The organism is Kribbella sp. NPDC050470 (assembly GCF_044458365.1).
In the GTDB taxonomy this organism is placed as follows: Bacteria; Actinomycetota; Actinomycetes; order Propionibacteriales; family Kribbellaceae; genus Kribbella.
On the sequence record NZ_JBITHV010000008.1, the window covers coordinates 1 to 21,263 of the forward strand.

20 protein-coding genes are annotated in these 21,263 nt (G+C 70.6%); 8 read left to right on the forward strand and 12 right to left on the reverse strand.

Annotated elements, in window-relative coordinates; genetic code table 11:
- Positions 1-365 precede the first annotated feature (365 nt).
- The 3 genes from ACIBGM_RS23995 to ACIBGM_RS24005 all read right to left on the reverse strand — a co-directional run bounded on the left by ACIBGM_RS23995 (position 366) and on the right by ACIBGM_RS24005 (position 3,732).
- Positions 366-1,121: an SDR family oxidoreductase gene (locus tag ACIBGM_RS23995; RefSeq protein ID WP_360538298.1), complete on the reverse strand. Its 756-nt coding sequence runs from the start codon at positions 1,119-1,121 to the stop codon at positions 366-368.
- 66 nt (positions 1,122-1,187) lie between these two features.
- Positions 1,188-3,026: a glycoside hydrolase family 15 protein gene (locus ACIBGM_RS24000; protein ID WP_396386818.1), complete on the reverse strand. Its 1,839-nt coding sequence runs from the start codon at positions 3,024-3,026 to the stop codon at positions 1,188-1,190.
- The gene (locus ACIBGM_RS24005; protein WP_396386819.1) at positions 2,938-3,732 is read right to left on the reverse strand and encodes an SURF1 family protein; all 795 of its coding nucleotides are present in this window, start codon (positions 3,730-3,732) and stop codon (positions 2,938-2,940) included. The genes ACIBGM_RS24000 and ACIBGM_RS24005 overlap by 89 nt, the downstream gene beginning before the upstream one ends.
- 70 nt (positions 3,733-3,802) lie before the next feature.
- Between ACIBGM_RS24005 and moaA the strand changes: the two genes are divergently transcribed.
- Complete coding sequence (moaA, locus tag ACIBGM_RS24010; protein ID WP_396386820.1) at positions 3,803-4,822, forward strand: GTP 3',8-cyclase MoaA; 1,020 nt, start codon at positions 3,803-3,805, stop codon at positions 4,820-4,822.
- Positions 4,823-4,918: 96 nt separating this feature from the next.
- Here the strand turns inward: moaA and ACIBGM_RS24015 are convergent, their stop codons facing one another.
- Together ACIBGM_RS24015 and ACIBGM_RS24020 are read right to left on the reverse strand one after the other, a co-directional pair.
- Positions 4,919-5,122 (reverse strand): hypothetical protein, encoded by a 204-nt coding sequence (locus ACIBGM_RS24015; RefSeq protein ID WP_360538306.1) that lies wholly within the window; start codon positions 5,120-5,122, stop codon positions 4,919-4,921.
- A gap of 189 nt (positions 5,123-5,311) precedes the next feature.
- The gene (locus tag ACIBGM_RS24020; RefSeq protein WP_396386821.1) at positions 5,312-5,671 is read right to left on the reverse strand and encodes a DUF3099 domain-containing protein; all 360 of its coding nucleotides are present in this window, start codon (positions 5,669-5,671) and stop codon (positions 5,312-5,314) included.
- A gap of 74 nt (positions 5,672-5,745) precedes the next feature.
- On the opposite strand from ACIBGM_RS24020, the gene ACIBGM_RS24025 reads away from it, so the two are divergent.
- The 5 genes from ACIBGM_RS24025 (at position 5,746) to ACIBGM_RS24045 (ending at position 10,201) form a co-directional block, all read left to right on the forward strand.
- Positions 5,746-5,958 carry a dodecin gene (locus tag ACIBGM_RS24025; RefSeq protein WP_360538310.1) on the forward strand — a complete coding sequence of 71 codons (213 nt, stop codon included), beginning with the start codon at positions 5,746-5,748 and terminating at the stop codon, positions 5,956-5,958.
- Positions 5,959-6,111: 153 nt separating this feature from the next.
- Positions 6,112-6,816, forward strand: coding sequence for a 3-oxoacyl-[acyl-carrier-protein] reductase (gene fabG, locus ACIBGM_RS24030; RefSeq protein ID WP_360538312.1), 705 nt, complete (start codon positions 6,112-6,114; stop codon positions 6,814-6,816).
- A gap of 28 nt (positions 6,817-6,844) precedes the next feature.
- Positions 6,845-7,615, forward strand: a complete 771-nt coding sequence (gene fabI / locus ACIBGM_RS24035; RefSeq protein ID WP_360538314.1) for an enoyl-ACP reductase FabI — start codon at positions 6,845-6,847, stop codon at positions 7,613-7,615.
- 3 nt (positions 7,616-7,618) lie between these two features.
- Positions 7,619-9,304, forward strand: coding sequence for a Mur ligase family protein (locus ACIBGM_RS24040; RefSeq protein ID WP_396386822.1), 1,686 nt, complete (start codon positions 7,619-7,621; stop codon positions 9,302-9,304).
- A gap of 39 nt (positions 9,305-9,343) precedes the next feature.
- Positions 9,344-10,201 carry a hypothetical protein gene (locus tag ACIBGM_RS24045; RefSeq protein ID WP_396386823.1) on the forward strand — a complete coding sequence of 286 codons (858 nt, stop codon included), beginning with the start codon at positions 9,344-9,346 and terminating at the stop codon, positions 10,199-10,201.
- Positions 10,202-10,205: 4 nt separating this feature from the next.
- On the opposite strand, the gene ACIBGM_RS24050 is transcribed toward ACIBGM_RS24045, so the two are convergent.
- The 7 genes from ACIBGM_RS24050 to ACIBGM_RS24080 all read right to left on the reverse strand — a co-directional run bounded on the left by ACIBGM_RS24050 (position 10,206) and on the right by ACIBGM_RS24080 (position 19,724).
- Positions 10,206-11,378 (reverse strand): Dyp-type peroxidase, encoded by a 1,173-nt coding sequence (locus tag ACIBGM_RS24050; RefSeq protein WP_396386824.1) that lies wholly within the window; start codon positions 11,376-11,378, stop codon positions 10,206-10,208.
- A 48-nt stretch (positions 11,379-11,426) separates the two neighbouring features.
- Positions 11,427-14,213 (reverse strand): cyanophycin synthetase, encoded by a 2,787-nt coding sequence (gene cphA / locus ACIBGM_RS24055; protein ID WP_360538322.1) that lies wholly within the window; start codon positions 14,211-14,213, stop codon positions 11,427-11,429.
- Complete coding sequence (locus ACIBGM_RS24060; protein WP_396386825.1) at positions 14,210-15,286, reverse strand: cyanophycinase; 1,077 nt, start codon at positions 15,284-15,286, stop codon at positions 14,210-14,212. Before ACIBGM_RS24060 ends, cphA begins: the two co-directional genes overlap by 4 nt.
- Before the next feature lie 42 nt (positions 15,287-15,328).
- Positions 15,329-16,717: a carbohydrate-binding protein gene (locus ACIBGM_RS24065; RefSeq protein WP_360533459.1), complete on the reverse strand. Its 1,389-nt coding sequence runs from the start codon at positions 16,715-16,717 to the stop codon at positions 15,329-15,331.
- 75 nt (positions 16,718-16,792) lie between these two features.
- Positions 16,793-17,683 carry a GNAT family N-acetyltransferase gene (locus ACIBGM_RS24070; protein WP_396386826.1) on the reverse strand — a complete coding sequence of 297 codons (891 nt, stop codon included), beginning with the start codon at positions 17,681-17,683 and terminating at the stop codon, positions 16,793-16,795.
- A 35-nt stretch (positions 17,684-17,718) separates the two neighbouring features.
- Positions 17,719-18,936 carry a phosphoserine phosphatase SerB gene (gene serB, locus ACIBGM_RS24075; protein ID WP_396386827.1) on the reverse strand — a complete coding sequence of 406 codons (1,218 nt, stop codon included), beginning with the start codon at positions 18,934-18,936 and terminating at the stop codon, positions 17,719-17,721.
- 53 nt (positions 18,937-18,989) lie between these two features.
- Entirely contained in the window at positions 18,990-19,724 is a 735-nt protein-coding gene (locus ACIBGM_RS24080; protein ID WP_360533468.1) for a hypothetical protein, read from the reverse strand.
- Positions 19,725-19,811: 87 nt separating this feature from the next.
- Between ACIBGM_RS24080 and ACIBGM_RS24085 the strand changes: the two genes are divergently transcribed.
- Positions 19,812-20,594, forward strand: coding sequence for an ABC transporter ATP-binding protein (locus tag ACIBGM_RS24085; RefSeq protein WP_360533471.1), 783 nt, complete (start codon positions 19,812-19,814; stop codon positions 20,592-20,594).
- 72 nt (positions 20,595-20,666) lie between these two features.
- Entirely contained in the window at positions 20,667-21,194 is a 528-nt protein-coding gene (locus tag ACIBGM_RS24090) for an NfeD family protein (RefSeq protein WP_396386828.1), read from the forward strand.
- Positions 21,195-21,263: the final 69 nt, after the last annotated feature.

Genomic DNA, 21,263 nt, shown 5'->3' on the forward strand with positions numbered 1-21,263 from the left:
GCGCGGGGGGGGGGGGGTGGGTGTGGGGGGGGGGGCCCCGCCCCGGGCCGGCGCCCCCCCCCGCCCCCCCCCCCCCCCCCCCCCACGACCAGCACGATCAAGCAGCCCGGAGCCGCGCCCCCACACTCCGCCTGCAACAGCACGCGAACCACAGTCCGCCGGCCCGGAGCACGCCCGACCACAGTCCGCTTTCCGCAGCACGCGCAACCACAGTCCGCTTTCCGCAGCACGCGCGACCACGGCCCGCTTACCGCAGCACGCGCAACCACGGCCCGCGTGGGCGAGTACCCGCGTGGGCGAGTACCCGCGACGACAGTCTGCTCGCCGGAGTAGCCGTACCTCAGGGCTGTCGGTCGCCCGGGGGTTCAGATTCCGCGGAGCGCGCCGCCGTCGATGGGGATGATGCTGCCGGTGAGGTAGGAGGCGGCGGGGGAGAGGACGAAGGCGGCGACGCGGCCGAACTCGTCGGGGGTGCCGTAGCGGCGCAGGGGGATGGTCTTCTCGGAGGCGCGGCGGGCGGCGTCGGGGTCGCCGCCCTTGGCGTCGAGCTCCTTGAGGCGGTCGGTGGAGATCCGGCCGGGCATCAGGCCGTTGACGCGGATCCCGTTCGGGCCGAGCTCGTCGGCGAGCGTCTTCGCGATCATGGCCAGGCCGGGGCGCAGACCGTTCGAGATCGCCAGGCCGGGGATCGGGGACTTCACCGACGACGACAGCACGAACGCGATCGACGTGCCCTCCGAGCCCGCCCGGGCGACCGCGCGGGCGATCCGGAGGCCGCCGAGGAACACGCTGTCGAAGGCGTTGCGCCAGTCCTCCTCGTCGGTGTCGAGGGCCGTCCCCGGGCGCGGGCCGCCGACGCTGATCAGCGCGCCGTGCAGCTCGCCCCACTTGGCGATCGCGGTCGCGGCGAGCCGCTCCGCGCTCTCCGGGTCGGCGTTGTCGACCGGGATGCCGACCACGTTCTCGCCGAGCTCGGCCGCGGCGCGCGCGATCGACTCCTCGTTCCGGCTGGAGATGACGACCCGGGCGCCTTCCGCGGCCAGCGCCTTCGCCGTGGCGAAGCCGAGGCCGGCGCTGGCGCCGGTGACGATGTAGGTGCGATCGCGCAGTCCGAGGTCCACGGCACCATCCTGCCTCACGGGTGCGGATCTCGCACGCCGAGGCCAGTTGGTGGCCGACGGCAAGTTCTAGTACGCCGACCGGCGCAGCGGACTCTCGCTGTTGTTGAGGTGCCAGGCGGTGTTGACCAGCCCGAGGTGCGAGAACGCCTGCGGGAAGTTCCCCAGCATCCGGCCGCTGACCGGGTCGTACTCCTCCGCGAGCAGGCCGACATCGTTGCGCAGGGCAACAAGTCGCTCGTACAGCTCGCGGGCCTCGCCGACCCGGCCGAGCAGGGCCAGCGAGTCGGCCAGCCAGAACGAGCAGATCAGGAACGCGCCCTCGTCGCCCGGCAGGCCGTCGTCGGTGTGCTCGGTGTGGTAGCGGCGGACGAAGCCGTCGTACCCGAGCTCCTTCTGGACGGCGTCGACCGTGCCGGCCACCCGCGGGTCGTCCGGCGGCAGGAACCCGACCTGCGGGATCAGCAGCACCGCGGCGTCCAACGCCTTGCTGCCGAAGGCCTGGGTGAACGTTCCGCGGTCGGCGTCGAACGCCTTCTCGCACACCTCGCGGTGGATCTGGTCCGCGGTCGCGCGCCACTGCTTGGCCGGACCGCTCATGCCGAACCGCTCGACCGCCCGGGCGGCCCGGTCGAACGCGACCCAGGCCATCACCTTCGAGTACGTGAACTGCTGCCGCCCGCCGCGGACCTCCCAGATCCCTTCGTCCGGCTGGTCCCAGATGCCGGTCAGGTGCCGCATCAGGCCGCGCTGCATCGCCCAGGCGTCGTCACTCGGCCCGATCCCGGTCTCCCGGGCGAGCGCGAGGACGTCCATCACCTCGCCGAACACGTCGAGCTGCAGCTGCTCCGCGGCCGCGTTGCCGATCCGCACCGGCTGCGCGCCGCCGAACCCGGGCAGCCAGTCGGCCTCGAACTCGGTCAGCCGGCGTTCGCCAGTGACGCCGTACATGATCTGCAGGTCGGCCGGGTCGCCGGCGATTGCCCGCAGCAGCCAGTCCCGCCATGCGGCGGCCTCGTCGGTGAACCCGGAGCGCAGCATCGCCGCCAGCGTCATCGTGGCGTCGCGCAGCCAGCAGAACCGGTAGTCCCAGTTCCGCTGCCCGCCGAGCAACTCCGGCAGCGAGGTCGTCGGCGCCGCGACGATGCCGCCGGACGGCGCGTACGTGAGCGCCTTGAGCGTCAGGATCGACCGGGTGACCTCGTCCTCGAACCCGTCCGCGTCGGCTGTCTGCCCGATCCACTCGGTCCAGTAGCTCTCGGTCGGCGCGAGCGAGGCGATCGCGTCGGTCGGGTTGGGCACCGGGTGGTGCGACGGATGCCAGGTGAGCACGAACCAGGCCTGGTCGCCGGCCGACACCTCGAAGTCCGCGTACGTCGCGAAGTCGCGGCCGTACTGGTGGACGTCGGACCGCAACGACACCGCATCCGGCCCGGCGATCGCGACCACCTGGCCGTCGGCCCGCCGTACCCACGGAACGACGTGGCCGTAGTCGAACCGCAGCCGCAGCTCGGACCGCATCGACACGGTCCCGCTGACCCCTTGCACGATCCGTACGACGTCCGGCGCCGCATCACGTGGTGGCATGAAGTCGATCACCCGCACCGAGCCGCCCGGCGTGGACCACTCGGTCTCCAGGACCAGCGTGTCGCCGCGGTAGTGCCGGCTGCTCTTCGCGTCGGCGTCGCGGGGTGAGAGCCGCCAGTGCCCGTTCTCGTCGGTGCCGAGCAGCGCGGCGAAGCAGGCCGGTGAGTCGAACCGCGGGAAGCACAGCCAGTCGATCGAGCCCTGCTTCGAGACCAGCGCGGCCGTCTGCAGGTCACCGATCAGCGCGTAGTCCTCGATCCGCCGCTCCGGCAGGGACTTCGGGCCTGGCCGGTTCGGCCGCGTCGTCTTCGGATTTGTCACCGCGTACTTCCTGTCGGGAGAAGTAGACCAGTCCACCGAGGGCGAGCAGGGCGAAGAAGAACCATTGCAGCCCGTAGAAGAAGTGTGGCCCGTCGTCGATCTCCGGACCCGGGAACCCGCCGAACGCGGCGTCGTTGGCCGGTTCCTGCTTGTCGATGGTCAGGTAGCCGTCGTACAGGTTCAGGTTGAGGACCTTGGCGAAGTCCGGGCCGTTGATCAGGCGTGCCGTGCCGTTGTCCGGGGTGCCGCCCGTGGTGCTTCCGCCGCGCTCACTGCGGCGCAGCCGGCCGGTGATCGTGACCTCGCCGGACGGGACCGCGGGGACGTGGCCAGGGGCGAGCTCGGCGCCTTGGCGGGTCAGGAAGCCGCGGTCGACCAGGACCGCCTTGCCGTCGGGGAGCACCAGCGGGGTGACGATCTCGAACCCCGGGCGGTCGTTCACGTTGCGGTACCGCAGGACGATCTGCTTAGAGGCGTCGTACCGGCCGGTGACGACGGCCGTCCGCCAGGCGTGCTGGTCGCCGACCACGCCGTCCGCGCCGACGATCTGGTCGATCGGGGCCGGGGGAGCGGCCAGGTTGGCGCGGGTGACGTCGTTGCGTGCCTTGCGCTCGTCGAGGCGGTGGAACTGCCAGCGGCCCAGCTGGACGCACACCCCGGCGAGCACCAGGACCGCCAGCGCGGCGGCGATCCAGCGGACATTCATCAGACGACCCACATCTCGAACTTAAGCCATGCCCTGAAACAGTCGGTCCCCGGCACGTAGGCTGGGGGGCGTGACGGCTACCGAAGAGGTGACGCAGCTGGGTCTGGCGGACAGGTTCGGCCGGGTCGCCACGGATCTGCGGGTGTCGCTGACGGATCGATGCAACCTGCGCTGCACGTACTGCATGCCGGAGGAAGGCCTCGACTGGCTGGCGAAGCCCGAGCTTTTGACGGATGACGAGGTGGTTCGGCTCGTCTCCGTCGCCGTCCGGTTACTCGGCGTGCACGAGATCCGCTTCACCGGCGGCGAGCCGCTGCTCCGCCGCGGCCTGGTCGACATCGTCGCGCGTACGACGGAGCTCCTGCCGCGGCCCCAGGTGTCGCTGACCACGAACGGGATCGGCTTGTCCCGGCAGGCCACGGCGCTCAAGGACGCCGGCCTGGACCGGGTGAACGTGAGCCTCGACACGATCCGGCCGGACACGTTCGTGCAGCTCGCCCGCCGGGATCGCCTCAAGGACGTGGTGGCCGGGCTCGAAGCGGCGCAGGCGGCCGGGCTGACGCCGGTGAAGGTCAACGCAGTCCTGATGCGCGGCCTCAACGACAAGCAGGCGCCGGAGCTACTGGAGTTCTGCCTGGAACATGGCTACGAGCTGCGGTTCATCGAGCAGATGCCGCTGGACGCCCAGCACGGCTGGAACCGGGCCACCATGGTCACCGCGGACGAGATCCTCGACCAGCTCTCCGAGCCGTTCGGTCTCGAGCCGACCGACGCGGCGGCCCGGGGGAGTGCCCCGGCCGAGTCCTTCACCGTTCGCGGCGGGCCGCAGACCGTCGGCATCATCGCGTCGGTCACCCGCCCGTTCTGCGGTGACTGCGACCGGGTCCGGCTGACCGCCGACGGTCAGGTCCGCGACTGCCTGTTCGCCCGCACCGAGTCGGACCTGCGGACGGCGTTGCGGGCCGGCGCCGACGACGAGGAGCTGGCCGACCGCTGGCGGCGCGCGATGCGGAACAAACTCCCGGGGCACGGGATCAACGACCCGAGCTTCCTGCAGCCGACCCGGCCGATGTCCGCGATCGGCGGCTGAACCACCGCAACGGCCGGAACGCGCCAAGCAGCGCTGATTCCACCGCGCCCGGTTCTGGCCCAATCCGGAAATGCAGTTTTTCGGGTCTCCGCGGATTCACCCGGAGAAAGGCTCGACCTCGCGCAGGAATGACCGGCGGCCGAGGAAGTCGGACAGGCTGTCCTTGTGTTCGTCACACGCCAGCCAGGTCTTGCGCCGATCCGGGGTGTGGATCTTCGGGTTGTTCCAGAGCAGCGCCCACTGCGCCGGCGCCCCGCAACCCCTGGCAGAGCAGGTGGACGGCAGGACTTCTTCGGTCATGACAGCCATTCCTGGGAGATTGTTGCTGACCACTCAATAATCAAAAGAGTGGGGAAATGAAGCGACGTCGGACAGCCACGGGGGGAGCCGTCCGACGCCGCATCAAGTCCCTGAATTTCATCAGTGAACTTCAGAGCACGCGGGAGATTCTGACACGGATGGTGCCAAAGTTTCCAGTCCCGGCACAGATCACTTTTCGGTGTCGATCTTGCGGCCCGGATCAGGCTCGTCGGCGGGCTTCGCAATGACGACCGGATGCGATCCGATCGCAGGGCGTTCGGGCGCCACGAAGGGGGCCGCGGCGTCCAGCGTGGTGGTCCGGTGCGCGTTGGCCAGCACGACTGCGACGTACGGCAGGAAGACGGCCGCGACGATGAACATCCAGCGCCACGGCGACGGGGTGAGGACGGCGAGCACGAAGCAGACGATCCGGATCGACATCATCCACGCGTAGCGCGCGATCCGGCTGTCCAGATCCTCCGACCGGCCCGGCTGGGCACTCGTCACCGAAATGACGGTCTCACCGGCCCGCTCACGGCGTCGTGACATCTATCCTCCTCACCAAGAACAACGGTACGCCGCGTCGTTCGCCCGGGCGCAGCCAGGATGGAGAGGTTCGTCTCATGACCGATCGCACCTACCGCGTGACCGAGATCGTCGGCACCTCGAGGGAAGGGGTGAAGGAGGCGATCACCAACGGCATCACCCGGGCCGGGGAGACGCTGCGGCACCTCGACTGGTTCGAGGTCACCGAGATCCGCGGCCACATCGTCGACAACCAGATCGACCACTACCAGGTCGGCATGAAGGTCGGCTTCCGCCTCGAAGACTCCTGACCCCACCGCATCGTTCGAGGGGATATCCCGCCGGGTGATGGGTTCTCCCCGCGTACACCGACACAGAACCCATCGTTCGGGGGGATAACCCCTCGAACGATGGTGCCGGTGGCCGCGATAGCGTTCGTGCGACTGGCGACGTGAGGAGGGCTTGTGAGCAGGTCTGTGTTGGTGACTGGTGGCAGCCGGGGCATCGGGCTGGCGATCGCGACCGCGTTCAAGGAGGCCGGCGACCAGGTCGCGGTCACCTACAACACCAGCCCGCCGCCGGAGGGCTTCCTCGGCGTCAAGTGCGACATCACCGACCAGGAGCAGGTCGACGCGGCGTTCGACACGATCCAGGACCAGCACGGCCCGGTCGAGGTGCTGGTGGCCAACGCCGGCATCACCCGCGACACGCTGCTGCTGCGGATGGGTGACGACGACTGGTCCTCGGTGATCGACACGAACCTGACCGGCTCGTTCCGGGTCGCCCGCCGTGCGGCCAAGGGCATGCTGCGGCTGCGCAAGGGCCGGATCGTGTTCATCTCCTCGGTGGTCGGCCTGCTCGGCTCGCCCGGCCAGGTGAACTACGCGGCCAGCAAGTCCGGCCTGATCGGCATGGCCCGCTCGATCGCCCGCGAGCTGGGCAGCCGCGGCATCACCGCGAACGTGGTCGCGCCCGGTTTCGTCGAGACCGACATGACCGCGGTGCTGCCGGAGGAGACCCAGAAGCAGTACCTGAGCCAGATCCCGCTCGGCCGGTTCGGCCTGACCGAGGAGATCGCGAACGCGGTCCGCTGGCTCGCCTCCGAGGAGGCCGGGTACATCACCGGTGCGGTGATCCCGGTCGACGGCGGCATCGGCATGGGTAACTAGCCAACACCAACTCTAGAAAGGGACGCCGGTGGGCATCCTCGACGGCAAGCGGATCCTGGTCGCCGGAGTCACGCTGGACTCCTCGATCGGCTTCGCCACGGCCAAGGTGGCGCAGGAACAGGGCGCCACCGTGCTGATCTCGAACTTCGGCCGCGCGCTGAGCATCACGAAACGGATCGCCAAACGCCTGCCTGTCGAACCTCCCGTGCTGGAGCTGGACGTCACCAATCCCGACCACCTGTCCGCGCTGCCGGACGCCGTCCGCGAGCACGTCGACGGCCTGGACGGTGTCGTGCACTCGATCGCGTACGGGAACCCGGAGACCATCCTGGGCGGCAAGTTCCTGGACGGTCCGTGGGAGGACGTGTCCCAGGCCGTGCACGTCTCGGCGTACTCGCTGAAGGCTCTGGCCGTCACCTGCGCGCCGCTGATGAGCCGTGGCGGCAGTGTCGTCGGGCTGACGTTCGACGCGACCGTGGCCTGGCCCGGGTACGACTGGATGGGTGTGGCCAAGGCCGCGCTGGAGTCGACGAACCGGTACCTGGCCCGCGACCTCGGCGCCCAGGGCATTCGCTGCAACCTGGTCTCGGCCGGCCCGCTGAAGACGCTGGCCGCCAAGGCGATCCCGGGCTTCGAGAAGTTCGAGGAGCCGTGGCTGGACAAGGCTCCGCTCGGCTGGGACCCGGCCGACCTCGAGCCGACCGGCCGGACCATCGTCGCCCTGCTCAGCGACTTCTTCCCTGCGACCACCGGCGAGATCGTGCACGTCGACGGCGGCTACCACGCGATGGGAGCCTAGGGGTTGGCCACATCGCTGGTTGAGCTCCGCGTCCTGGACGGAGCCAACCTCTACTTCAGCCGTGCCGCCGTCAAGCTCACGCTCGACGTGTCCGCACTCGTCGACGCCCCGGCCCCGGCCGCGAAGGCGTACGCCCAGGCCATCGGGCTCGGCGCCACCCGGCCCGGCCGGATCGGCTCCGGCTTCCGGCAGCGGTTCGCGATCCGGGTCGCCGGTCACGTCGTACGGCGGATCGCGCGGGAGGCCGGGATCGGCCGGATCGGCGTCCGGGTCCGCCCGGAGTCCGACGTACGGCGGCTCGTCGTCGCCTTCCCGTGGGCACACGAAGGCCGGGCCCGGGCGCTCGGCGCGGCGATCGTCGAGGTCCTGGACGCGTTCGGCACCGAGGACCTGACCGACCTGATCGGGACCGTCGGCGACCGGGTGCGCAACGAGCCGCCGGGCAACCCGCCGCCGACGCTGCGGCCGAAGGTGCCGGTGGTCGCGGTGACCGGGACGAACGGCAAGACCACCACCTCGCGGATGATCGCGCACATCGGCCGCGCCGCCGGCCTGCACGTCGGCTGGTCCAGCACCGACGGCGTGTACTTCGACGGCAAGCTGGTCAAGTACGGCGACTTCTCCGGCCCGAGCGGCGCCGGTCAGGTGTTGTCCCAGCCCGGGATCCAGCTCGCGGTCACCGAGACCGCCCGCGGCGGCATCCTGCGGCGTGGCGTCGGCGTCACCTCGAACGACGTCTCGGTGGTCACGAACGTGACCGCGGACCACCTCGGCCTCGGCGGGATCGACACCGTCGACCAGTTGGCCGAGGTGAAGGCGGTCATCACGCAGATCACGCGGCCGCGGGGCTGGTGCGTGGTGAACGGCGACGACCCGCGGACGTTCGCGATGCGGCTCGGCTCGCCGGCCAAGTGCTGGGTGTTCTCCCGCGACCCCGACTCGCCGTCGATCCGGACCGTGCTGGACGAGGGCGGCCGGGCGACGACCGTCCTCGACGGGTTCATCACCGTGCTCGACCAGGCCAGCGACCCGGAGCCGTTGCTGAAGGTCGTCGACGTACCGATGACGTTGTCGGGGCTGTCGCACTTCAACGTGGAGAACGCGCTGGCCGCGGCCTCGGCGGCGCTCGGGCTCGGGCTGCCGCGGGCCGCGGTGATCGAGGGGCTGAACTCGTTCGCGCCGAACGAGAACAACCCCGGCCGGATGAACATGTACTCGCTGCGCGACTTCACCGTGGTGATCGACCTCGCCCACAACGAGGCCGGCCTGGAGGCGCTGCTCGAGATCATGCACGGCGTCCGGCCGCCGGACGGACGGCTGCTGCTCGCGCTCGGGTCACCGGGCGACCGGGCCGACGACATGGTGCTGGCGCTCGGGGCGATGGGCGCCCGGGCCGCGGACCGGGTGATGATCGGCCACAAGAGCGACTACCTGCGGGGCCGGCCGCCGTCGGAGCTCGACGCGGTGTTCCGGGAGGGCGCGGCGTCGGTCGGCGTGGACGACGTGCCGTCGTACCCGACCGAGCTGGCGGCGGCGCAGGCGCTGGTCGGCGAGGCCAAGCCCAGGGACGTGGTCGCGGTGATGTCTCTGCAGGATCGGGCGAGTCTTGACGCCTGGTTGCGGGCCGAGGGGGCTACCGTCGACACACCGGAGATCTTGAAGGCCAAGGTCGAGAGAGCCCAGCACTAGCCCCGTCCGCCCGCCGGTTGGGGCGGGAACGGGGTGAACATGCGCTACCTGTGGTCGGTGCCGTCCGCGGTCGTCGCCTGGTTCGTGGCGGGTTTCGCCGCCACCTACCTGAAGGGACTCCCGGAGGGTACGACGCTCTTCGTGCCGTCGCGGCTGGACCTGCTCATCCTGGGTGGGTACGCCGGTGGGATCGCGGCCGGGCTGTTCGTCCGGCGGATCCGGCTGACCCTGCCGCTCGTCCTGGTCGTTGCCGCGGGCATGTGGTGGCTGACCGGGAACTCCTTCACCGACACCAGGCTCCTGCTCACGTTGCTGGTGGCAAGCGCCGTGGGCGGGCTGTTCGGCGCCGTGGGTACCCGAAGCTCGGTGGTGGCCGCTTTCGCGTTGGCGATTCCGGTGGCGTGGCTGGCGCTGCGCCCGGCGAACCAGTTGCAGGACTGGCGCTGGCTGTGGCAGTTGAACGGCCTGCTCGTCGCGGTCGGCCTGGCGCTGCTGCTGTACGTCGCCTGCTGGCGTCGTGGCTGGCGATCGGCGTACTTCTGGGTCCCGCTGGCCGCGTTCTACCTGGCGTCCTTCGGCGTTGTCGCCGGCGTCCGCGTCATCAGCCTCGCGCCCACGGGCCAGCCGGTCGACCAGACCGCCGACGCGGCAACCGACGCGTTCTTCCAGTCGTTCGAGCCGGTCCTCCGCGAGTACTGGCCCTGGCTGGTCCTCGCCGTCCTCCTCGCCATCCCCATGACCGCCCTCAAACTCCGCGCCCTCCCGCCCCCGCCACCCCCACCCGACCCGTACGCCAACCGCTCCAACGACGCCGTACTGTCGGACGACCTCGACTGGATCGACCGCGACGAACCGAGGCGCCGCTGGCTGCCCCGCCGCCCTGAAGCCCTTGGCTGACGTTTCAGCCGAGAAGGTTCTGGGCCAGCCAGCCGCCGGGCTGGAAGCCGGGTGGGAGGGCGAAGACGGCGGAGCCGATGGTGGTGGTCCACTCGTTCAGGGCGTCGGCCGCGTCGAGGCGGGCCAGCAGAGGAAGGAACTGGCCGGCGACGTCGGCCTGGTAGCTGAGGAAGATCAGGCCGGACTCGCGGACCGGGCCGGAGTCGTGGACGTAGTTGAGGCCCTTGCGGAAGATCCGGCGGCCGTCGTTCTCGGAGTGGTGGGAGAGCCGGGCGTGAGCATTCTCGGCGATCACCAGCCGTCCGTCGGCGTCGCGGGCTTGCAGGTCGAGCTCGTCGTGCTCGGCTGCGCCGGTCAGCGGGGCGCCGTTCGACAGCTTGCGGCCGACGGCTCGCTCCTGCTCCGACCGGGTGAGCTCGTCCCAGGTGTCCAGGTTCATCCGGATCCGCCGTACGACGAGCGTCGTACCGCCGCGGAACCAGTCGGGGCCGTCGGTCGACCACACCGTGCTGTCGAACTCCGGCGTACCGACGGCGGGGTTGCCGGTGCCGTCGACCTGGCCGAAGAGGTTGCGGCCGGTGACCGGCCGGCCGTCGGAGCCGGTCCCGTTCCAGAACCCGGTCTGCCGCCACACGGGCGTCGCGAACGGCTTAGCGTCGGCGACGAGCCGCCGTACGGCGTGCACCACGCTGACGGCGTCGTCGGCGCCGACCATCACCAGCAGATCGCCGCCGGACCAGGCCGGGTCGAGCCGATCGTGTTTCATCACCGGCAGGTCGTCCAGCCCCGCCGGCTTCTGCCCGGTCAGCTCGAACACCCGCGCGCCGAACCCGACCGTGACCGTCAACGCGACGTTGGCCACCGCCAGCTCCGGCGCCGTATCCCCAGGCGCCGGCCGCCCACCGGCCAACGCCACGATGTCGTTGCTCCACAACCGCATGAGTCGACCAAGCGCCGCCTTGTCCGCCCCCGGCAAGAGATTCAGCGCCACCAACTCAGCATGCTTCGGAGAGGACGCAGCGATCGCAGGCTGGTGCTCTCCGTACGGCTCGATCGTCCGTGCGACTGACAGTTCCGCCGGCTTGTCGTTGTCGAGGGCAACCACAGCACCGCCGGAGACGGCCGCACCCGCGGCGGCCGCTCCGGCGTACCCGAAGAACTGTCGTCTGGTCGTCACTTCGCTGTCACGGACAGGCCAACGAGGCTTGCCCCGGGCAAGTTCCCGTCAATCGTCTGCGCGCTCCTCGTCGGGCTGGACGAAGTCCGGGTCGCCGCCCTCGTCACCCGAGCGCGCCCCGGCCTGCGCCAGGTGCGAGACCGACTCGAGCTCCGCCAGCACTGTCTGGTGCTGATCGACGCACAGTACGACGAGATCTCCCGGATTCGACCGCCCCAGCGCATGCCGGATCGCGGTCAGCTCGTCCAGTTCGATGTCGACCTGCCGGCAGCGGGCGCCGTTCTCCATCGCGGCCCGGACACCCGCCTCGACCAGCGCCGCCGACTCGCCGCGCTTGCGCCCGCGCAGCCGGGCGTCCTCGCGGACCACGACCACGTCGAAGTGCTGCGCGGCGACCTCGCCGAGCTCCCGGATGTCGTCGTCGCGCCGGTCACCCGCGGTCGCGACCACGCCGATCCGGGACGGCCGCCCGAGCTCCGACGAGGCGCTGAGACTCTCGCCGAGCCGGTCGACGAAGTCACCGAGCATCCGCATCGCCGGCGCGTTGTGGCAGTAGTCGACGATCACCGTTCGGCCGTCCACGTCGATCTCGTTCAACCGCCCGGGCGACAGATAGTACGACGTACTGAAGGTCCGAAGTCCCTGCCGGATGTCGTGCAGCGGTGCCCCGGCCGCGAACGCAGCCGCAGCGGCGGCCATCGCGTTCTGCACGTTCATCATCGCCCGCCCGCCGAACGTTGCCGGCAGCAAGTGTGTCCAGGCCAGCTGCATCGACCGGCGGCCGTGCTTGACCACGATCATGTCGCCCAGGTCCGACCGCTCCAGGACGACTGCGCGCCCGCCCCGCCGGCAGTGGCTGTCGATGTAGTCGCGGACCTCGCTGCCCGCCTCGGCCATGCTGAACCACACCACCTGGCCGGAGCACTTCCGCCGCATCTTGCGCACCAGCGGGTCGTCCGCGTTCAGTACGGCGTACCCCGACCGCGGCACCGCCTCGACGAGCACCGCCTTCACGTCGGCCAGCTGCTCGAGCGTCTCCACCCCGCGCAGGCCGAGGTGGTCGGGCTGGATGTTCAGCACGACCGCGATGTCGTTGCGCTCGTAGCCGAGGCCCTCGCGCAGGATCCCGCCCCGGGCCACCTCGAACACGGCGAAGTCGACCCGCGGGTTCTGCAGCACCATCCGGGCCGACTTCGGGCCGGAGGCATCCTGCCGGATCACCAGCCGCTCGTCGATCACGATGCCGTCGGTCGAGGTCATCCCGACCTTGCGGCCGAGGCCCTTGAAGACGTGGCTGATCATCCGCGACGTGGTGGTCTTCCCGTTCGTCCCGGTCACCGCGACGATCGGGATCCGGCTGGTCGCGCCCGGCGGGAACAGCATGTCGACGACCGGCTTGGCGATGTACTGCGGCTCGCCGATCGTCGGGTTGGTGTGCATCCGGAAGCCCGGCGCCGCGTTCACCTCGCAGATCGCGCCGCCGGTCTCACGCACCGGCTGGGTGATGTCGGGGCAGATGAAGTCGATGCCGGCGATGTCCAGCCCGATCATCCGGGCCGCCTCCTCGGCGATCTCGACGTTCTCCGGGTGTGCCTCGAAGGTCCGGTCGATCGAGATTCCGCCGGTGGACATGTTCCCGGTCAGCGTCAGCTTCACCATGGTGTCCTCGGGCGGTACGTCGTCCAGCTCGAACCCCTGGTTGCGGACCAGTTCCCGGGCGGCGTTGTTGATCGTGATCCGGGTCAGGATCTTCTCGTGCCCGACACCGCGCCGCGGGTCGGCGTTGGTGATGTCGACCAGCTCGGCCACCGTGTGGACGCCGTCACCGACCACGTGCGCCGGGACTCGCTCGGCGATCGCCTCCATCCGGCCGTTGATGATCAGGCAGCGGTAGTCCTTGCCGGTGACGAAGTTCTCCACGATCACCCAGCCGCGCCTGGACTGCTCGGCCGCGATCGGGAAGGCCTCGCGGACGGCGGCGGCGTCCTGCAGGTTCAGGCACACGCCGCGGCCGTGGTTGCCGTCGAGCGGCTTGCAGACCACCGGGTACCCGATCTTGTGCGCGACCGCGACCGCCTCGTCGACCGTCCGGACCGACTCCGACCGCGGCACCGGCAGGCCGGCCGACGCGAGGAGTCGCGTGGTCAGGTCCTTGTCGCTGGCGATGTCGACCGAGATCGACCCGGTCTCCGACGTCATCGTGGCCCGGATCCGCTTCGCGTGCACACCTTGGCCGAGCTGGACCAGGCTGGCCTTGTTCAGCCGGATCCACGGGATGTCGCGGGACACCGCCTCGTCCACGATCGCCTGCGTCGACGGCCCGAACGCGGTCCGCTCGGCCTGCTTGATGAACTTCTCCAGCTCGGTGGTGAAGTCGAAGGCAGGATCCGGCTGGACCAGATGGTTGACGAACCGTACGGCGAGCTCGCCCGCGGCCAGCCCGACCGACTCGTCGGCGTACGCGTAGGTGATGTTGTAGCGGCCCGGGACACCCTTCACCTGGCGGGTCTTCCCGCGGCGCATGTCGTGGCCGGCCTCCTGCTGCAACTGGAGGGCGACGTGCTCGGCGATGTGGCCGAGCCAGGTGCCCTCGTGCAGCCGCTCGATGAAGCCGCCCCTGCGGCCGCGCGAGCAGTGGTGCTGGTCGAGCCGGGGCAGGTCCGCGAGCAGCTTCTCGGTGAACCCGGGGATGGTGTTCGACGGGAAGCTCTCCAGCGAGCCCAGGTCGACGACCAGATGGATGGCCGGTTCGTAGCTCCACACGTTCGGCCCGCGGTAGACGCGGGTCTCGATGATCTTCAGGTCGGGGGCGGGGGTGCCGTGCGTGTCGGTCATGCGGATCCGTTGTCTGATCGGGGTGCGGGCAGGTCGGGGTGGTCGAGTTCGGCGCCGGCCGTGATCGGCTCGGTCGCCTCCGGTCTGGACTCCCCGGCCGCCGCCGGCCGTTTCGACGTACGGCGACCGGCCCGGCGCTTGCGATCCGCGTAGTACTTGGGTGACACCCCCTCGGCGGCGATCTCCTTGGCGAGCTTCTGCAGATCCCGCTCGGCGGCCTGCAGCTCGGCGATCTCCTCGGCCGGCGGCTGCGGCCCGTACGACAGCAGCACCCGCGCCTGCAGGTCGAACGTCGCGGTCGCAGGCAGCACGTGCAGTACGACGCCGGACGCCAGGATCGGCTCGGATCGCTTGGCGTAGTGGGCGTTGGACGTGATCCGGCTGCCGTCGAAGATCGTCACCGCACCACGGCCGACGACCTCCAGGTGGGAGCCGCGGACCACCGCCGCGGTGTCCTCGTCGACGCCGATGCCGAGCAGCCCGGGGGACTGGGCGACCAGCGACAGCAGCCGGCCGTACCGGTTCCGCTGGGCGAAGTGCTGGTCGACGATCGCGCCCTGGACCAGGCCGAGACCCCCGGACAGCTGGCTCATCCGCTGCCGCGGGGTCGCGCCGGCGCGTCCGAACGCGATCATGTGCTCGGCCAGGATGCTCGCGCCCGCCGACGTGCCGCCGACTGCCGCGCCGCGGGCGTGGGCGGCGGTGACTGCGCGACCGAACGCCGTACCGGTGACGACACCGGCGAGCTTGAGCTGGTTACCACCGGTCATGAACACGCCGGTGGCGTTGTGCAGCGGCTCGATGAACGCCGGGTCGTCGGCGTCCTCCCGGGTCTCCGGGCGGACGCCGACGACACTCTCGGCTCCAAGAGCGGCGAACAGGGCGTGGTAGACGTCGACGACATCCGGGCCGAGGGCCGACGCGGTCGGCACGACCACGATCCGGGCCTTCGATCCGCCCGCGGCCTCGACGAACTCCTGCAGCACCGTGCGCTTCTTCAGCTTGTCCTCGGCGCCACCGATGGCGAACAGGGCCCCCGGCCCGCTGCTCACCCCACCCTGCTGTTCAGACATAGCCGAAGGATAGGTGCTGACCCCCTCAGGAGCCTTATCCGGTCAGCGGCCGAAGGTGAGCCAGTTGAGGTTGACGAAGTCGGCGGGTTGGCCGCTGGTGAAGGTGATGTAGACGTCGTGGACACCGGTCACACCGGAGATGTTGGCCGGGACGGTGCGCCAGGACTGCCAGCCGCCGGTGTTGGCGATCGCGAAGCTGCCGATCGGTGGGTTGGAACGACTGTCCAGCCGGACTTCGACCAGCCCACTGACCCCACCTGCGGCGCCCGACGCGACACGCCCGACGAACTGGGTCGCCGCCGTACTGCCGAAGTCGAGTCCCCTGAACAGCGCCCAGTCGCCGTTGCCGATCTGCATCAGGTTCTGGCCGCCACCGGTGTCGGTCGTCGTCTCCACGCCCATGCCGGACTGCTGGCTGTTCGACTCGGCCTGGATCGTGCTGTAGGCGCTGCTACCACCGGGCGGCGGAGTGGTCGGGGGAGGAGTCGTGCCACCACCGCGTGACCAGACCGCGACGTAGTCCACGACCATCGGGTGGCCCGGAACGGTCTCCGGTCGCGGGGTCGGTCCGTTCAGCGCATCCGGGAAGGCGCCGCCGATGGCGACGTTCAGCAGGATGAAGTAGCCGGCGTGCGAGGTCATGTTCGTCCACGTGTCCGCGGGCAGCTGGCCCTGGCTGACCGCGTGGTACTGCTGTCCGTCGACGTACCAGCGCAACTGGTTCGGCGTGCTGCTGGTGTCCCACTCGAAGCGGTAGGTGTGGAAACCGGACTGGCAAGTCGAGCCCGGGCACGCGCGGCTGGCGCCGAGGCCGCTGGTCTCGTTGCACGGGCCGCCGGGGTTCACGCCGCAGTGCAGCACGCCCCAGACGGAGTTGATCCCGTTGACGTTCTCCATGATGTCGAACTCGCCGATGCCCGGCCAGTTCCAGTAGTTCCCCCGGTACGGCGCTCCGAGCGCCCAGAAAGCAGGCCAGTAGCCGAGGGCCGCGTTGCCCGTCACGTTCGGCATCTGGATCCGGCTCTCGATCGCGAGCACGCCACCGGACGGCGGCTTGAAGTTGCTGCGCTGGGTCTCGATCCGGGCCGACGTCCAGTTGCCGGCCGCGTCCCGGCGGGGCGTGATCCGCAGGTTCCCGGTGCCGTCGAGGGCCAGGTTGTTCGTGCTGCTCGTGTAGTTCTGGATCTCGCCGGTACCCCAGTTCGCGGGGCCGCCGGGGTAGCCGTGGCCGGTGTCGATGATCCAGTTGGCACTCGACGGCAACGTGCCGCTCGGGCCGTCGAAGTCGTCGCTCCAGACGGTCGTCCAGCCGGACGCGGGCGGCGGCACGCTGGCGTCAGCGGCGACCACTGCGCCGGTGACCGCGCCGGTGACTGCGCCGGCGACGAGTAGTGGGGTGAGCAATGCGGCGATCAAGGGGCGGGAACGCATAGCGACCTCCAGGGGTTGGTGAGGTCAATGTGAGCGCTCTCATGGCAACGTGTCAACAGCTCGTCACGGTCCGGATCAGAGCTGGCGGCGGTAGACCGTCGTACTGCGGCGGACCCGCATGCCGAGGTGTTCGTACATGGCGAGCGCGCCGGTCCCGGAGTGCGTCCAGAGGATGCAGTCCCGCCGGCCGAGCCGGCCGAACTCGGCGCAGGTCGCGTCGAGCATGGCGCGGGCGACGCCCTTGCGGCGCTGGTCCGCGCGGACGGCGAGCTGCTCGACGTACCCCTCTTCGGTCTCCGGCAGGTCGAGCGCGACGACGGCGCCGACGAGCTCGTTCCCGGCGTAGGCCAGCGTCGAAGCGTTCGGGAGGAAGGTCTCCCGGTCCACGGTCAGCCGGGCCCACTCGTCGTACGACTTCCGGCGCGGCTGGAACTCGGAGAACGCCGCCTCGATGAGCTCGTGCACTGCGTGCGCCTGCGCCTCGTCGTACCGGCTGATCGTGATGCCGTCCAATGCCTGGAAGGAAGCCGCAGCGATGGGGCGCTCCAGGAGCCAGTTGGTCGCGAGCACCTCGTAGCCGCGCGACCTCAGCAGGTCCGTCCCGGCCTTGTCTGCGTCGTCGACCGCCTGCGCCAACCACTCGCTGCCCACCTCGCGCGACCGCGCCTCCGCCCACTCGACCAGCGCCGTACCGATCCCAAGACCCCGGTACGACGGATGCACGTCGATCTGACCGCGTTTGCCCAGATGCAGCCAACCCCATCCCGCCAGCTCACCGTCGGCGGCGTGGACGACGAGCGTGTCGCGCTCGACGTCGAGCTCCGGCCGCTGGAGATCCGCGGCGACCCCGTCCGGGACCACCTCGGCGCGGCCGTGCCACTGGATCTCGCCGGCCGCCAGTAGCCGGTAGATCGCCTCGGCATCCGCGATCGTCGCGGGTCTGCTCGTGAACCCCGGTGGCAACATGCCTCGATCATCGCGCACCCGCGCGGGAATCCAGCTCAGGCCGGGTGATCCGCGTCCGCGGCTTCCACTTCCTCGCGGCTGATGCCGAGCAGGTACAGGATCGTGTCCAGGTACGGCACGCTCACGTGGGTGTCGGCCGCCTCGCGGACGACCGGCTTGGCGTTGAACGCGACGCCGAGCCCGGCGGCGGCGAGCATGTCGAGGTCGTTGGCCCCGTCACCGATCGCAACCGTCTGGGACAGCGGCGTACCGGACTTCTCGGCGAAGCGCCGCAGCGCGACCGCCTTCCCGGCCCGGTCGACCACGTCGCCGATCACCCGGCCGGTCAGCTTGCCGTCGACGATCTCCAGCTGGTTCGCCGCGGCGTAGTCGATGCCGAGGTCGGCGGCCAGCTTGTCGGTGATCTGGCTGAACCCGCCGCTGACGATCGCGAACTGGTACCCGAGCCGCTTCAGCGTCCGCACCAGCGTCCGAGCTCCGGGCGCCAGCTGGATCGCCTCGTACACCTCGTCCAGCGCGGACACCGGCAGGCCTTCCAGCGCCGCGACCCGGTGGTGCAGGGACTCGGCGAACTCCAGCTCACCGCGCATCGCCCGCTCGGTGACCGCGGCGACCTCCTCCAACCGGCCGGCGTGACCGGCGAGCATCTCGATGACCTCGCCCTGGATCAGCGTCGAGTCGACGTCCATGACGATCAGCCGCTTGGCCCGCCGGTACAGCCCGCCCGCCTGGACGGCGACGTCCAGCTTCTGCCGGACCCCTTCCAGCGCGAGGACGGTCCGCAGCGCCTCCGGATCGACGCCGGAGACGGCGATCTCCATCGCGGTCACCGGGTAGCGCGCCATCCGGCTGATCCGGTCGATGTTCGCGCCGGTGTCGGCGATCCGGCCGGCCACCGCGGCCAGCCCGGCCGCGGTCAGCGGATGCCCGATCACGGTCACCTGGCTGCGGCCCTCGCGCCGCGGCTCGTTGTCGCCGATCCCCTTCTTGACCGAGATGTCGACGTCGAGGATCGGTTCGAGCGCCTTGAGCTCTTCCTTGAGGATCTTGTGATCGCGCGGCGCCGACACCAGCACACCGAGCACCAGTCGACCTCGCAGCACGACCTGCTCGGCATCGATGACCTCGACCCCGCGGGTGGCGAGCGTCGAAAGCACAGCAGAGGTCAGGCCCGGGCGATCCGTGCCGGTCAGAGTGACCAGCAACGTCGGGCGATCGGGCGGTGGCGTCTCGAGCTCAGCCTGTCCTGTCATGGCACCACGAACGCTACCCACATCAGCTGTACGGCGTCCGTCCGGTCCATATCTCAGTCGTGAACGGGAGGCGCGCAGGCCGCGACCAACGCCCGGCGAGCGGCGGCCGCCAGGTCCGTCAGCGCGCGGCGGCGGGCATCTGCCTCGGCGCCGGTGACCGCCGCGCCGTCGTCCTCGAGCGCCGCGTCGGCGATTGCCAGACAGCGGCGAGCAGTCGCGGCCGTCTTCACGGCGCGCGGCTGATACCCGGGCGCCAGGTCGTCGTTGCGACCGCTGCCGATCTTGCGGATGTCGATCAGCGCGTCCGCGATCTCCGGCTTCCACCGCGCCACGTCCAGCGCGGCCAGCGACTCGGCCGCGTCGATCAACGCCATCCGCAACCCGCGATCCGCCTCGCCGAAGTCGGCCGCCGGCGGACTCGTCGCCGCCATCACGGTCCACTGCACGGCCGGACCGACGTACGCCGGAACCAGCCCGATCTCGGGCCCGGTCAGTACGACGGCCTCACCCGACTCCAGCGCGGCTTCGTTGAACGGCGGCGGTCCGGCCAGGCCGATCGGGTCGCCGGGGACCGGCAGCGCGAGGTGTGCCTGGGTGGCGCCGGCGGCGCGCAGCAGGTTCAGCGCCACCGGCAACGTGGCAGGCGCGGGATGCGCGGCCAGGCCCGCGACGTGGTGCCCGACGTCGTCGCCGAGGATCTTCTGCGCGGCGGTGTCGGGGTCGCAGGCGCCGGTCAACATCGCGTTCGTCCACACGGTGAACCGAACCGAGGCGGAGGTCGTCAACACGCCCGCCAGTCTTGCACCACGTCGTCCGCCGGACGACATCAGCGGGCCGGGAGCGAGCGCGGCGGAGCGACCCCGTAGGTTTTGGGCATGACTGCAGTGGTGGAGCTGGCCGGTGTGTCGATCGTTCGTGGTGGGGCGCTGCTGCTCGACGGGATCGACTGGACCGTCGACGAGGCCGACCGGTGGGTGGTGATCGGCCCGAACGGCGCCGGCAAGACGACGCTGCTGCAAATCCTCGCGGCCCAGATCCACCCGACCGCAGGTGTCGCCGGCCTGCTCGGTGAGGTGCTCGGCGCGGTCGACGTCTTCGAGCTCCGGCCGCGGATCGGACTCACCAGTGCCGCATTGGCCGACCGGCTGCCGCGCGGCGAGCGGGTGTCGGACGTCGTGGTCTCCGCGTCGTACGCAGTACTCGGCCGCTGGCGGGAGGAGTACGACGAGCTGGACCACCAGCGGGCCAAGGAGTTGCTGACCGAGCTCGGCATCGGCCACCTCGGCGACCGGACCTTCGGCACGCTGTCCGAGGGCGAGCGCAAGCGGGTCCAGATCGCCCGCGCGCTGATGACGGACCCCGAACTGATGCTGATGGACGAGCCGGCGGCCGGCCTCGACCTCACCGGGCGCGAGCAGTTGGTCCGGTCGCTCAGCTCGATCGCGACCGCGGTCGGCGCGCCGGCGATGGTGCTCGTCACCCACCACGTCGAAGAGGTCCCGCCGGGCTTCACCCACGCCCTGCTGCTCAAGCAGGGCAGGATCGTCGCGGCCGGCCCGATGGACGAGGCGCTCACCTCCGAGACCCTCAGCGAGACCTTCGACCTGGCCCTGTCCCTCAAGCAGGAGGACGGCCGCTACACCGCCCGAGCCCTCTGACCCGGGATCCCGCGGCGGACGGCGCGCGTCCAACAACCTGCTAGGAGCCCTCAACCTGGATAGGCTTGGCAGATGATGGATTGGCTGCGGGACAACATCTGGGCGGCGTGGCTGACTGCGGCCGCCGTCCTCGGTCTGGCCGAACTGGCTTCCCTCGACTTCACCTTGCTGATGCTGGCGGCCGGCGCGCTGACCGCCGCCGGGGTGGCGGCGATCTTCCCGGGGCTGCTCTGGCTGCAGATCGTCGTCGGGCTGATCACGGCCGCGGCCATGCTGGCGGCGATCCGTCCGCTGCTGGCCCGCAAGTTCCATCACGGCGGCGAGCTGAAGACCGGCTCGGCGCACGTCATCGGCCGCACCGGCACCGTGGTCAAGGAGATCCACCCCGACGGCGGCGGCTCGATCCGGATCGGCGGCGACCTGTGGACGGCCCGCCCGTTCGACGAGGTGTCGACGATCGCGCCCGGGACCCGGGTGGAGATCATGGGGATCGACGGCGCCACCGCCGTCGTCTACCCGGTCGGGGACTCACTGCACCAGCTCCCGAATCCGCAGCCGACGCACCAGGATCCGAAGCCCACCGATCCGCCGCCGAGCTGACCCGCGCCGTACCGTCGAGCATCCCGGTTGAGTGACCGGGTGGCCGCAGTACTGTCGACTGCAGAGGAC